Origin of the sequence: Paraburkholderia unamae (assembly GCF_003268775.1) — a bacterium.
Taxonomy (GTDB): Bacteria; Pseudomonadota; Gammaproteobacteria; order Burkholderiales; family Burkholderiaceae; genus Paraburkholderia; species Paraburkholderia unamae.
Genome location: NZ_QLSU01000002.1, coordinates 65,097 through 78,259 on the forward strand (window position 1 = coordinate 65,097; position 13,163 = coordinate 78,259).

Sequence of the window (13,163 nt, forward strand, 5' to 3'; positions counted from 1 at the left end):
CCGATAAAGTCCGGGCGCGGCCACGCCACGCGCCCGTCCCGGTCAAATCGGCAAGAACCCCAGCGCGGGCGCGAGCAGCACCATCACCACGCCCGCGATCATCATCGTGAGGCTCGCGACCACGCCTTCTTCGCTGCCCAGTTCGCGCGCCTTCGCCGTGCCCACGCCGTGGGCCGCCGCGCCAAAGAGCGCGCCGCGCGCAAGCCGCGTGCGCAGCGGCACGAGGCCGAGCACCAGTTCGCCGAACAGCATGCCGCACACGCCCGTGGCGATCACGAACAGCGCGGTGAGGTCGCGCGGCGCGTGGATCTTGTCGGACACGGCGAGCGCGAACGGCGTGGAGATCGAGCGCGTCATCAGGCTGCGCTGGAGTTCGGGCGAGAGATGCAGCAGCTTGGCAAGCGCGAGCGAGCCGCCCACCGCCACGACGATGCCCACCGTCACGCCCACGGCGAGCGAGATCCAGTGGCGCTTGAGCAGGTCGCGGTATTCGTAGATCGGCACCGCGAAGGCCACCGTGGCCGGGCCGAGCAGCCACATGAGCCAGCGCGTGTCCTGGAAGTAGACGGGATACGGAATATGGAGCGCGAGCACGAGCACGCCGAGCACCACCGGCACCGCGACGAGCGGCGTAAGCCAGGGCGAGCGATAACGCGCATAGAGCGCCTTCGCGGCGAAATAGAGCGCGACCGTGAGGATAAAGCAGCCGGCGGCGATGAGCCGCGCCGCGTCGTCGGCGAACAGGGACGAATAGAACGCGTTCATGACGCCATCACCCTCACTCTCGATTCAGAACGTTGGACCTCAGGCCCGCGCCAGATGGCGCGTATGACGCACGCGGCGCAGCGCGAGACGCCGCTCCAGCCGCGCGGCCTGTTCGACGGCGAACGCCACGGCCACCATCACCATGAGCGTGCCGCCCACCACCACGAGCGCGAGACGCCAGCCGTCGGCGCGAAAGAGGCCGCCGTACTTCACGGCCGCCACGGCGGCCGGAATGAAGAACAGCAGCATGTCCGAGAGCAGCCAGTCGGCGCCGGCCTTCACCCAGCGCGGCGTGACGCCGCCGCAAAAGAGCAGCGCGAGCAGCAAAACGAGGCCGACCACGCCGCCGGGCACCGGCAGGTGCGCGAGACGCGTGAGCATGTCGGCGACATACCAGAGCCCCGCGAGCAACGCCGACTGCACCGCGATACGGCCGATGCGGCGGCTCACGGCCGCCATCCCGCCCGTGCCGGGCGCGGCGCTTTCGGAGACTGTTGCGGACGTGTTCGGCGCAGTCATGGCAAACCCTAAGTGACACTGGAGTGGAAGTCAGTATAGGGTGCAGCGCAGCATAAACATAATGACTTAGGATCATTTTGCTCATTCCATATTGGAATGCACCAGCCTGGCGTCCCGTTTAGGGTTTTTTCTGCACACTTCTGGAGTCCCGATCGTGGAACTGCGCGCGCTTCGCTATTTCATCGAGGTGGTGCGGCAACAAAGCTTCACCGCCGCGGCCGAGAAACTGCACGTCACGCAGCCGACCATCAGCAAGATGGTGAAGGCGCTCGAAGACGAAACCGGCACGCAGTTGCTCCTGCGCGACGCGCGCCAGATGGTGCTCACCGACGCGGGCCGCATCGTCTATCAGCGCGGCCAGGACGTGCTGGCCGCGCAGGCGCAGTTGCAGGCCGAACTCGCGGATCTCGGCACGCTCGGGCGCGGCGAGCTCACCATCGGCATCCCGCCGATGGGCGGCTCGCTTTTCACGCCCGCCATCGCGACCTTCCGGCAGCGCTATCCGAAGATCGAGCTCAAGCTTTTCGAGCAGGGTTCGCGCGCAATCGAGGCCGCGCTGATCTCGGGCGAGCTGGAGCTGGGCGGCGTGCTGCTGCCCGTGGACCCGGCGCTCATCGACGTTCTGCCGATCGCGCACGAGCTGCTGTGGCTCGTCGCGCGGCGCGGCTCGCGCTGGGACAACAAGCTGGCCGTGCCGCTTGCGGAGCTGGCCGCCGAGCCGTTCGTGTTCTACGGCGAAAGCCTCGCGCTCAATGACGTCGTGCTGAACGCCTGCCGCACGGCCGGCTTCGTGCCGCAGGTGGTGGGGCGCAGCGGCCACTGGGATCTGATGGCCGCGCTCGTGCTCGCGGGCGTGGGCATTGCGCTCCTGCCCGCGCCGTACGTGCGCCGCCTCGACGCCGAGCGTTTCACCTGCCTGCCCGTGAGCGAGCCGCAAATCACCTGGGACATGGCGATTGGCTGGAAGCGCAGCGGCTATCTCTCTCACGCGGCGCGCGCGTGGCTCGACGTCGCGCGTGCAGAGTATGGCAAGCCGTTCACGTTTCTCGATGACTTCGTGCACCCGCCGGGGCTGGAAAAGCGGCCGGGGCAAGCGTCCTGAAGCGGGACAGCGCAAAACAAAAAGCCGCCCGGCTCGCGCCGGACGGCTTCCTGCATCACTGCCGCATGACTGCCGCATCACACCGCGCCCTTACTGCTTCGCGATGAACTCGATACGGCGGTTGTGGAAGCGGCCGCTTTCCGTGTCGTTGCTTTCCACCGGATTGACGTCGCCGTAGCCTTGCGCCGTGAGCCGGCTGAGCGGCACGCCCTGCGACGCCAGGTAAGTGCGCACCGCGAGCGCGCGCTGCTTCGAAAGCGCGAGGTTCGCCGCCTTGTCGCCCACGTTGTCCGAGTAGCCCGCCACTTCGAGCGAGACCGGCTGGCCGCGCTTCGAGCACGCGATGAGCGCCCGCGCCGACTGGCGCAGATCGTCGGCAGCGGAGGCCGGCACGATCGAGCTGCCCGTCTTGAAGTTCACCACTTGCAGGTTGAGTACCTTCGCCACATCGGCGCCCGCGCACGAAGCGTCGGTGGCGAACAGGCCCTTCACCGCGTCGCGGAACGACTGCGTGGCGTCGGCCACGGCCTTCTGCACGTTGAACACGCCGATGTCGAAGCCCGAGCCGAACAACGCCTTGAGCTTGTCGAGCCAGCCTGCCTTCGCGTCGGCGGCCGCGCCGCTCAGTTCGACGTGCGTGCCGTCGATCTTCACTTCCGCGCCGGGCAGCGCCATCAGCGGCAGCAGGCCGTCGAGGTGCGCGAGCCATTCGGCGGGCTTCGTCGCCGCGTCGACGTTCACGTTGGCCGTGAACTTGCCTGCGCCGAACTTTTTCGTGAGCGCGTCCATGAGTTGCTGCTTCTCGGCTTCCGTGCCCACCGTCGCGGTGATCGTCGGCACGCCGGATTTGTCGACCGTGAACGAGAGGTGCGAGTCCTGGGTCGGCGCCGGTGCGGCGTCGCTCGCAGCCACGGCGGCCACCGCGCCCGAAGCGACCGTGCCCGAGGCCGCGACCGCAGCGGAAGCACTGTCAGCTTGCGAAGCGGCTTGAGCTGCCGATTGCGCCGCTGCATCGGAAGCCGCGTCGGACGCCGCAACCGCCGCCGGCGGCGCGCTTGCCGCCGCCGGCGGCGCGCTTGCCGCCGCTTCCGGAGCGGCTTGCTCGTCGTGCTGGCACGAACGCAGCGCGAAGAACGCGATGATCAGCGCAAGCGCGGCGAGCAGCCACCACAGCCAGTGATGACGGCGCTTTTCCTCGACGATGGGCGGCGTGGACATGCCAACGGTTTGCGGCGGCACCGAAGCGGGCACCGGACGCACCACCGGCTGCGGATGATCGAGATGCGCGGAAACATCCTTCAGGCGGCTCAGGATCGAGCCCGCGAAGGCGGCGGCGCTGCCGAGGCCCACGGCGCCCGCGAGACGGTCGGTGAGGCTCGCGTTGACCGACGACAGTTGATGACCGAGCAGCGTCGGCAGTTGCCCGACGAAGCCCTGGGAAGCCGTGAAGTGGTGCTTCAGAATCCCCATCATCGCCGCGCCCACCACGCCGGCCAGCGAAAAGGCCGTGGATTGCGGCGTGCCCGTTTGCGCCGCGACGGCGTCGGAAAGGGCGCCGACATTCGCGCCCGTCGCCTTCTGCACGAGTTCGCGGCCGGTGGCTTCGAGCTGGCTCAGGCCCGCCGTGCTCGTGAGCAGGTCGGGCAACTGCTTGCCGATCTGCGCATTGACCTCGGGCGACATGATCGTGGAGAACAGGCTGCGCGCACCCTCGGGCGTCGTGCCGCGATGCATGATGGCGGCCATGATCGCCGGCGCCACGGCACCCGAGATCTTGCGCGTGAGTTCGGGCGTGAGCCCGTAGCGCGCGCCGAGCGATTTGACGACCTGCTCGCTCAAAACGGTTTCCAGCAGATGAAAGACATTGATGCTCATCGAGGCGGACCCTCCAGTTCGCGGACGCGCCACCTGACACGCCCAAATGCGAGCGCGATTATAGGGAGTGCGAAATCTCGAAATTGCGCGTAACCGGCGGACCGAACATTCTTTGACGAAAAACCTATAAAACTCGGATTATTCGCGGCGTTCGAGTGGAAACGAGGCGACAGTGCGCCACGTTTCGCAACCTGCGATGAGTCAGCGAAAAGCAAGAAACAACGAAGTAGCGCGTCAGACAGTGACGCGTTGGATATCGGCAGCGCGCCCGAGACGCGCATGCGCGACGAAGTCGGCGGCGCGCTCGCCGATCATCACGCTCGGCGCATTCGTGTTGCCGCCGATGAGCGTGGGCATCACGGAGGCGTCCGCGATGCGCAATCCCTCCACGCCGCGCACGCGCAATTGCGCGTCGACGACCGAGCGCGCGTCGCCGCCCATGCGGCAGGTCGCGACGGGGTGGTAGATCGTGTCGGCGTGCAGGGCGATCGTCTCGCGCAGTTGCGCGTCGCTCTGCCCCGCATGCGTGTAGAGCTCGCGCCCGCCCATTTTCGCGAGCGCGGGCGCGTCGAGGATGCGCCGCGCCATGCGCGCGCCTTCGACGAGCAGATCGAGGTCGCGCGCATCGGAGAGAAAACGCGGGTCGATCACGGGCGCCACGCGCGCATCGGCGCTCACGAGCGTGACCGTGCCGCGGCTCGCCGGGCGCAGCACGCACACGTGCAGCGAATAGCCGTGTCCCCAGTGCAGCCGCCTGCTGTGATCGTCGACGATGGCCGTGCAGAAGTGCAGTTGCAGGTCGGGCCGTGCCAGCTCCGCGCGGCTCTTCAGGAAGCCGCCCGCCTCCGCGACGTTGGTCGTGAGCATGCCGCGCCGCCCGTGCAGATACTTCGCGAGACCCGCTGTCATGCGCGCGGCGCCGCGCAGCGAGTAGCCCACGGTCTCGCTCGAATGCACGCGCTTGTTGAAGGTGAAGTCGATGTGATCCAGCAGATTGCGGCCCACTTCGGGCGCGTCGTGGCGCACCGGTATGCCTAGCGCGCGGAGTTCGTCGGCGGGACCGATGCCCGAGCACATCAGCAGTTGCGGCGAGTTGAATGCGCCCGCCGCGAGTATCACTTCGGCGCGCGCACGCAGCGTTTCGACCGCCCCGCCGCGCGCAAGCTCGACACCGCTCGCGCGCGCGCCGTCGAAGCTCACGCGCAGGACCGTCGCGCCCGCGATCAAATGCAGATTCGTCCGCTCGCGGCCATACAAATACGCGCGCGCCACCGTGCAGCGCTCGCCGCCGCGCTGCGTCACCTGATAGAAGCCGACGCCCTCCTGCTGCTCGCCGTTGAAGTCGTCGTTCAGGCGAAATCCCGCCTCGCGCGCAGCCTCGACGAAGCGCGCCGCCACCGGATTGCGCTCGCGCAGATCGGCCACGGCGAGCGGGCCGCCCACGCCGTGCCAGGCGCTCGCGCCGCGCGCATTGTCCTCGGCGCGCAGGAAGTACGGCAGCACGTCGCGCCACGCCCAGCCGGCGCAGCCCAGTTGCGCCCATTCGTCGTAGTCGAGCGGATGGCCGCGCGTGTAGATCATCGCGTTGATGGCGCTGGAGCCGCCGAAGCCGCGGCCGCGCGGCTGATAGCCGCGCCGGCCGGCGAGTCCCGCTTGCGGCACGGTTTCGTACGCGTAATTGTTTTTCGTGCGGAACGGCACGAGCGCGGCGACGCCCAGCGGCATGTTGACGAACGGATTGCGCGCCGTGTGCGGACCGGCTTCGATGAGCGCGATGCTCGCACCGGGACAGCGCTCGGCCAGACGGCCCGCCAGCGCCGCGCCACCCGAGCCGCCGCCTACGATGATGTAGTCGTATTGCATCGTCTCCCTCTGTCCGGCGCGCTATTTGCACGCTCGTTCGTTTCCGGCTTTAATGGCGCATTGTAGGAAGCGTCCGATGCCGGGGTCAGCTTTTATGTCAGAGCATCCCCTCTAAACCGGGAAACGCGTAGCCGCCTATGATGAAAGGCGGTTCAGCCGAGCACGCTGAAAACCGCGAGGTTCCGGCAAGCGGCACGGGGACCCCGGAGATGCGCAGGGAGCGCTGGAGCGCCCACGCATCGCTCAGGTGACGGACGCGACGCACACAGCGGCCGCTTTGCAGCGGCCTGCTTGCCACGACAGCGAACACAATACGAATGGCAGCGCATCATGCACGCCGCCGCGCCTTTGCATGGGAGACACGCAGATGAACCCGACGGAACTCACGCATCGCCCCGGCACGACCCACGAAGTCACGAATCAGGCGCCGCCGCTCGTCGACTACAACCTTTTCACCACCGACGCCGCGCTCGGTGAAGCGCTTGCGCGCGCGGGCGCCGACTGGCACCGCGAAGCGCTCGCGCGCCACGGCGAGGTGCTCGGCAAAGCCGAAACGCTCGCGCTCGCCGATCTCGCCAACCGCCATGAGCCGGAACTGCACACGCACAGCCCGCGCGGCGAGCGCATCGACGCGATCGAATTCCACCCCGCCTGGCATCAGTTGCTGGCGCTGCTGCGCGAGCAAGGCCTGCACGCGCTGCCATACTCGGACCCGCGTCCGGGCGCGATGGCCGCGCGCTGCGCGGGCTATTTCCTGCACGCGCAACTGGAGTCGGGGTCGCTGTGCCCGCTCACCATGACGTTCGCGAGCATTGCCGTGCTACAGCGCGAGCCCGCCCTGTTCGAGGCGCTGCGCGAACCGCTCTACACGCGCGAGCACGACGCGCGCGACCTGCCGCTCGCGCAAAAGCGCTCGATGATGATCGGTATGGGCATGACCGAGAAACAAGGCGGCTCGGACGTGCGCAGCAACCGCACGGAGGCGCGAGCCGCCGGAATCGAAACGGGGCGCGGCGCGGCGTATCGGCTCACCGGCCACAAGTGGTTTTTCTCCGCGCCGCAGTGCGACGCGCATCTGGTGCTCGCGCGCACCACGGAGCACGACGGTCTCTCGTGCTTCTTCGTACCGCGTTACCGGCCCGACGGCACGAAAAACGCCGTCAACGTGCAGCGTCTGAAAAACAAGCTCGGCAACCGCTCGAACGCGAGCAGCGAAGTCGAGTTCTTCGATGCCTATGGCGTGATGATCGGCGACGAAGGCCGCGGCGTGCCCACCATCATCGAGATGGCGAACTACACGCGGCTCGACTGCGTGATCGGCAGCGCGGCGCTCATGCGCGCCGCGCTCGTGCAGGCGATCCACCACGCGCGCCACCGCAGCGCCTTCGGCCGCGTGCTCGCGCAACAGCCGCTCATGCAGAACGTGCTGGCCGATCTCGCGCTCGAATCGGAAGCGGCGACGGCGCTCTTCATGCGTCTTGCGCGCGCGTTCGAGAACAACGCCGAGGCCACAGCGGGCGATGCGAGCACAAACGGCGACCTGGCGTCGCTCGAAGCGCGCGCCTGGCGGCGCATCGTCACGCCCGCGGCGAAGTTCTGGGTCTGCAAGCGCGCGCTCGCGTTCACGGGCGAGGCCATGGAAGTCTGGGGCGGCAACGGCTACGTCGAAGAAGGGCCGATGGCGCGCTTTTACCGCGAGGCGCCCGTCAACTCGATCTGGGAAGGCTCGGGCAACGTGATGTGCCTCGACGTGCTGCGCGCGCTGGAGCGCGAAGCCGACGCCGCGCAGGCGCTCTTTCTCGCGTGGCGGCGCGACGCGCAAACGCACCCCGTGCTCAACGCCGCGCTCGACCGGCTCTCGGTGCTGCTCAACGGCGCGCCCGGCACGCGCGAGGCGAGCGCGCGGCGCATCGCGCAGCAGATCGTGCTGATCGCGCAGGCCATGCTGCTGCGCGAAGGGCCGCAGGTCATGGCCGATGCGTTCATCGCCACGCGTCTCGACGAACACGACGCCGACTGCGACCGCGTGTTCGGCACGCTGCCCGCGCGCTTCGATCACGCGGAAATCATCGAGCGGGCGTTCGCCTCGCACTAAGGAGCCCCGAGAGGACCGACCATGAAGCAGGATTTGCCTGAACACCTCGCGTCTCACGCAGCCGAAGCACACAGCATGGACAGCACACACGAAGGCGACGCGCGCGCCCCGCTCGCCGCCCTCCTCGCCGCGCAGCGCGACGCCTTCCTGCGCGAGCCGTTCCCCGCATGGGACGTGCGTGCGCGCAACCTGAAGGCGCTGCGCGACGTGCTGTTCGCGCACCGCGACGCGCTCGCCGAAGCGATGAACGCCGACTTCGGCCAGCGCTCGAAGGCGGAGGTCGCGCTCGCGGAGTTCGTCGTCCTCAAGCAGGAAATCGATGCGGCGCTCAGGCACGGCGCGCGCTGGATGAAGCCGCAGCGGCGCGCCGTGGGCAAGTGGCTGCTGCCGGGCCGCGCGAAGGTGGTGCCGCAGCCGCTCGGCGTGGCGGGCATCGTCGTGCCGTGGAACTATCCGCTGCTGCTCGCCGCGAGCCCGCTCGTGTGCGCGCTCGCGGCGGGCAACCGCGCGATGATCAAGATGTCGGAGCTGACGCCGCGCACCTCGGCACTCTTCGCGGAACTGATCGGCAAGACCTTCGCGCGCGACCACGTGGCGGTCGTGAACGGCGATGCGTCGGTTGGCGCCGCCTTCAGCGCGCTGCCGTTCGACCACCTGCTTTTCACGGGGTCGACGCGCGTGGGGCACGAGGTCATGCGCGCGGCTGCCGCGAACCTCACGCCGGTCACGCTCGAACTGGGCGGCAAGTCGCCCGTCATCATCGGCGAGCATGCGCGGCTCGATGACGCGGTCGACAGCCTGCTGCTCGGCAAGACGCTCAACGCCGGCCAAACCTGCATCGCGCCCGATTACGTGCTGCTGCCGCGCGGCCAGGAAGACGCCTTCATCGCGCGCGCGCGCACGCGTTTTGCGCAGCTTTATCCCGACTTCGCCAACAACCGCGACTACACCTCGATCATCTCGGCGCGCCACTTCGAGCGCCTGCAACGCCTCGCCGACGAAGCCGGAGCGAGCGGCGCGCAACTCCACGCGCTCGGCACGCACGACGCGGCCACGCGGCGCTTCGCACCCGTCATCGTGACGAACGCGCCTGCGCAAACTGCGCTCATGGAGGAGGAAATCTTCGGGCCGATGCTGCCGCTCGTGCCCTACGACACGCTCGACGAAGCGCTGCGCTACGTGAACGCGCGAGCGCGCCCGCTCGCGCTCTACCTCTACGCGGACGACGCCCGCACGGTTGAGCGCGTGACGCGCGAAACGGTGGCGGGCGGCATGGCGGTGAACGAAACGCTCATGCACATCGCGGCCGAGGGGCTGCCGTTCGGCGGTGTCGGCGCGAGCGGCATGGGCGCGTATCACGGCTACGAGGGCTTCGTCACGTTCTCGAAGATGAAGCCCGTGTTCACCCAGGCGCGGCTGAACGCGCGCGGGCTCATCGCGCCGCCTTACGGTCGGTTGTTCGGCCTGCTGATCAAGTTGATGTTGAAGGCTTGAAGGGCAGCGCGGGGCGGCCGCCGTGCGCTCCGCCGATCGCGCGGATCTCGTGGATGCTGCGTCCTGCTGCGTTTGCGTTTGCGTTTGCGGCGGCCTTGGCGTCTTGCGCTTCGGCGGCGCTCTCGGGCTTCGCCTCGTCCTGCGCTTCGAGGCGATGCAGCCACGCGAGCAGTTCGGCCACTGCCTGATAAAGCTGTGGCGGAATCTTCGCGTCGAGGTCCACGCGCATCAGCAGCGAGACCATCTCCGGCGCTTCGTGCACGTAGAGGCCCGCTTCCTTCGCGCGCTGCACGATCATCTCCGCGACGAGGCCGTAGCCCTTCGCGACCACGCGCGGCGCGCCGTCCGCCTCGGGCGCGTCGTAGGCGAGCGCTGCGGCGCTCTTGCGGTGCGTGCGGCTCATCACAGTTCCCAGTCCTGATCGTTCGCGCCCGCGGCGTCGCGTGTGCCTGATTTTTCCGGCGTGCCCGGCCCATTCGGCCCATTCGGCCCATTCGGCGCGTGCGATGCACCCGCCGCGGCGCTCGCCGGCTCCGTTTGCGCGGCGTAGGCGCTCGCGGCGCGTGCCGCCTCGGCGGCGTTCGTCGTGACGCCACTGCCGATCTCGCGAATCGACAACCCCGCGAGCGTGAGGCCGAGCGCTTCGAGCCGCCCGCGCAGCGCCTCGCTCTCGGCGTTCAGACGCGCGGCGCCGCCCGTGCTCGCCTGCACGCGCACCGCGAGCGTCGCGCCGGTGAGCGTGAGTTCGGCGTCCACGGTGCCGAGCTTCGGCAGCGCGAGCGTGAGGCGCGTGCGCCACGGGATGTCGTCGCCGTCCGCGCCGCCGCCGTGGCGCGGGTCGCGCGCCTCGTAGTCGTCTTGCTGGATGCTCCAGTCCACCCGCACGCCGGGCCACGCCTCGCCGTTCCAGCGAAACTCGCCGGTCGCGAGCAGATCGAGCTGCTGGCGCACGAGCGGAATCACCGACGCATGTACCGACGCGCCCAAGGATTGCGCGGTGGCGTCGTGCATGGCGGGCAGCAGCGTATCGGCGAGCAGGACGCCCGCGCGCGCCTGGGCCTGGCCCGGCAGCTGTGCCATCAGCGCTTCGGCGTGCGCCTCGGGCAGCGCGGAGAACGCGCGCGCGAGGCCCGCGTCGGCAGGGTTCGGCATATTTGGCGCGTTCGGCATATTCGGCGTGTTCGCGGCATTGCCCGCTTCGCCGCGCGCACTGCCGTGGGCGTCGCTCGCCGTGCCGGAGAGCAATTCGGTCCACTGCACGTCGTCGATATCGTCCGAGGCGTGGGCCCAGTCGAGCGAGAGTTGCGCGTTGGCGGTAAAGAGCCGGTTCTGCGGTTCGTCGGCGAGGTCGGCGGGCGTGCGCTGGCCGCGCAGCCACTGCGCGAGATGCGCCTCGTAGAACAGTCCGCTCGTACTCACGGTCCGCGCGAGCGAAGCCGCGAGCGCGGCCACCGGGCCCGTCTGCGCGGCAGCGGCGGTCTGGGCGGCGTGGGCGGTCTGCGCTGTCTGTGGTGTCTGGGTTGTCTGTGCGCTCTGGCCGGTTTGCGGGGCCGAAGGCGCTTGCGCGGCCGGCCCTGACTGGGCGGGCGTGCCTTGTGCGGGTGCCCCCGCCTGCGTGCTGGCGCTGCCGGCCGCATCGGCAAGGTCGGCCGCTGCCTCGCCCTGCACCGCGATCGCCACATCCGCGAGCAGCGCGGCGGCGGCGGCTTCGGCTTGCGAGCCCGCGGTGCCGCCCGGCGGCAAGGGCAGCGGCAACGACGCCGCGCCGCCTGGCGCGCCCGTCTGCGCGTCGGCTTCGGGACTGGCCCAGAGCGGCGCGCGGCCGACCACGGCAGGCGTCGCTTCGCCGCCTGAGCGGATGATGGCGTCGAGCGCGAGCGCAACCGCCGAGAGCACGGTCTGCGCCGAGTCCTGCGAGGCGCTCGTGCCCGCCTGGGTGTCGGCGAGCGCGGCGGTGCCTGTCGCGAGCGCGGAGACGCCCGTTTGCGCCGCTCCGGCGCTGCCTTGCGAGCCAACCGGCGTCAGCGCCGCGATGCGGCTCGCGAGGAGCGCGGCGGCTCCCGTGTCGATTCCGTTCATGGTTTTCCGGATCTGCGCGCGAGCGCCGCGCTCACAGCTTCACGGCACTCACCGCGCTAGCGCGCCCCGTAGATTTCCTGCAAGACCCGCGCGGGTTGCGCGGTGCCGTAGAAAAGCGCCGAGAGTCGCGCCATGCAGGGACTCGCGAGGTCGCGAATGGCGGCGTCGTCGGAGAGTATCTGTCGAATCAGCTCGTACTTGCGCGAGCGTTCGGCGACCGTGAGCCGTACGATCCCTTCGGCGTCCTTCAGGGCATCGACGAGATGTCGATACTCCTCCTGCAAGCCGATCAGATCGTTCCAGTGTGCGTCGCGCGCGGCGCAGAGCATCTGCCCCGAGACGGCCGCGATCGCTTCGTAGCGCGCGAAGTAGTCTGCTTTTGAACTCATCTCGTCAATGAGCCGGGCGGTGGCGCGGACGACTGTTCGCCCATCCTCGCCACTTCCGGCCCGATCCCCACCCAGGCTTCCTCGAGCGTAGCCAGCAGACCGTCGACTTCGATCAGCATGGTCTCGCTCTGATTGATATTGGCTTCCAGCAGGCGCCGTGTCATGTAGCTGTACAGCGCGTTGAGGCGTTGGGCGATCTGCCCGCCCGCCTCCAGGTTCAGCGCGAGCTGGAGCCCGCTCTCGACAATCCGGATCGCCTTCGCGACCGCCTCGCAGCGCGGGCCGACATTGCCCGCCTGCAAATGCATACGCGCCAGCGCAATGGCTTGCCGCGCTCCCTGGTACAGGAGCGTGATCTGCTTGTGCGGGCTCGCACCCATGACCCCCGTTTCGACGCCTACGCGTGAATAGGCGTTGGCTCCAGAGTGGGCAGGGGAAAACATCGGCGCTTCTCCTCGATACGTTTGGCTGTGGGTGCACCCGCCCGGTGCGCCGCGAAGCTCGCGACACCGTGCGGTTCTAGCCGGGTTATCGGAACGTAGAGGGGGAAGCTTTAGCGCGCCGCGCGGACGAAGGCTTCAGCCACCGCTTCCGTCACCGCTTCTCTCACCGATTCGGTCAGCCTCAGACCTGAATCTGCATGATGTCGGTGTAGGCCGTGACAAGCTTGTTGCGCACCTGAAGGCCGAACTGGAAGCCGATATTGGCTTTCTGCATGTCGACCATCACGTCGTTGAGCGACACGTTGTTCGCGCCAAGTTCGAACGCCTGCGACTCGCCCACCGCCTTCTGCTGGTCGTCGCTGATCTTGTCCAGCGACGCCTTGAGCGCCGAAGCGAACCCGCCGGCCGTCGCCGCGCCCGACTTCTCGTCGGCTGCGGTGGGGCCGCCGGCCGCCTGCGTCGCCATCGACTGCATTTGCGCGAGGGCGGACGTGAGCGGAGATACTGGCACGGTCATGTTTGCTCCACGAAAAGGGGAC

12 protein-coding genes are annotated in these 13,163 nt (G+C 68.9%); 3 read left to right on the top strand and 9 right to left on the bottom strand.

Annotated elements, in window-relative coordinates; genetic code table 11:
• Positions 1-42 precede the first annotated feature (42 nt).
• Both C7401_RS02885 and C7401_RS02890 read right to left on the bottom strand, forming a co-directional pair.
• Positions 43-765: an LrgB family protein gene (locus C7401_RS02885; RefSeq protein ID WP_112169858.1), complete on the bottom strand. Its 723-nt coding sequence runs from the start codon at positions 763-765 to the stop codon at positions 43-45.
• Positions 766-804: 39 nt separating this feature from the next.
• Positions 805-1,284 (bottom strand): CidA/LrgA family protein, encoded by a 480-nt coding sequence (locus C7401_RS02890; RefSeq protein ID WP_372460394.1) that lies wholly within the window; start codon positions 1,282-1,284, stop codon positions 805-807.
• Between the two features lie 154 nt (positions 1,285-1,438).
• Here C7401_RS02890 and C7401_RS02895 point away from each other — a divergent pair, with 154 nt between their 5' ends.
• The gene (locus C7401_RS02895) at positions 1,439-2,386 is read left to right on the top strand and encodes a LysR family transcriptional regulator (protein ID WP_112169860.1); all 948 of its coding nucleotides are present in this window, start codon (positions 1,439-1,441) and stop codon (positions 2,384-2,386) included.
• 90 nt (positions 2,387-2,476) lie between these two features.
• Here C7401_RS02895 and C7401_RS02900 read toward each other — a convergent pair whose 3' ends face one another.
• The gene (locus C7401_RS02900; RefSeq protein ID WP_112169861.1) at positions 2,477-4,261 is read right to left on the bottom strand and encodes an OmpA family protein; all 1,785 of its coding nucleotides are present in this window, start codon (positions 4,259-4,261) and stop codon (positions 2,477-2,479) included.
• 234 nt (positions 4,262-4,495) lie between these two features.
• Positions 4,496-6,124 carry a GMC family oxidoreductase gene (locus C7401_RS02905; protein ID WP_112169862.1) on the bottom strand — a complete coding sequence of 543 codons (1,629 nt, stop codon included), beginning with the start codon at positions 6,122-6,124 and terminating at the stop codon, positions 4,496-4,498.
• A 367-nt stretch (positions 6,125-6,491) separates the two neighbouring features.
• On the opposite strand from C7401_RS02905, the gene C7401_RS02910 reads away from it, so the two are divergent.
• Positions 6,492-8,219 (top strand): isovaleryl-CoA dehydrogenase, encoded by a 1,728-nt coding sequence (locus C7401_RS02910; RefSeq protein WP_112170270.1) that lies wholly within the window; start codon positions 6,492-6,494, stop codon positions 8,217-8,219.
• A 75-nt stretch (positions 8,220-8,294) separates the two neighbouring features.
• Positions 8,295-9,713 carry a coniferyl aldehyde dehydrogenase gene (locus C7401_RS02915; RefSeq protein ID WP_112169863.1) on the top strand — a complete coding sequence of 473 codons (1,419 nt, stop codon included), beginning with the start codon at positions 8,295-8,297 and terminating at the stop codon, positions 9,711-9,713.
• Here C7401_RS02915 and C7401_RS02920 read toward each other — a convergent pair.
• The 5 genes from C7401_RS02920 to fliE form a co-directional block, all read right to left on the bottom strand.
• Positions 9,691-10,116 (bottom strand): EscU/YscU/HrcU family type III secretion system export apparatus switch protein, encoded by a 426-nt coding sequence (locus tag C7401_RS02920; protein ID WP_112169864.1) that lies wholly within the window; start codon positions 10,114-10,116, stop codon positions 9,691-9,693. The two genes, C7401_RS02915 and C7401_RS02920, sit on opposite strands and share 23 nt — an antisense overlap.
• A complete protein-coding gene (gene fliK, locus C7401_RS02925; protein ID WP_112169865.1) occupies positions 10,116-11,792 on the bottom strand; it encodes a flagellar hook-length control protein FliK in 1,677 nt (558 codons plus the stop codon). The genes C7401_RS02920 and fliK overlap by 1 nt, the downstream gene beginning before the upstream one ends.
• Before the next feature lie 56 nt (positions 11,793-11,848).
• Entirely contained in the window at positions 11,849-12,181 is a 333-nt protein-coding gene (locus C7401_RS02930; protein WP_112169866.1) for a flagellar protein FliT, read from the bottom strand.
• Positions 12,178-12,624 carry a flagellar export chaperone FliS gene (gene fliS / locus C7401_RS02935; protein ID WP_112169867.1) on the bottom strand — a complete coding sequence of 149 codons (447 nt, stop codon included), beginning with the start codon at positions 12,622-12,624 and terminating at the stop codon, positions 12,178-12,180. Before fliS ends, C7401_RS02930 begins: the two co-directional genes overlap by 4 nt.
• 181 nt (positions 12,625-12,805) lie before the next feature.
• Positions 12,806-13,141, bottom strand: a complete 336-nt coding sequence (gene fliE, locus C7401_RS02940; RefSeq protein WP_112169868.1) for a flagellar hook-basal body complex protein FliE — start codon at positions 13,139-13,141, stop codon at positions 12,806-12,808.
• Positions 13,142-13,163 lie beyond the last annotated feature (22 nt).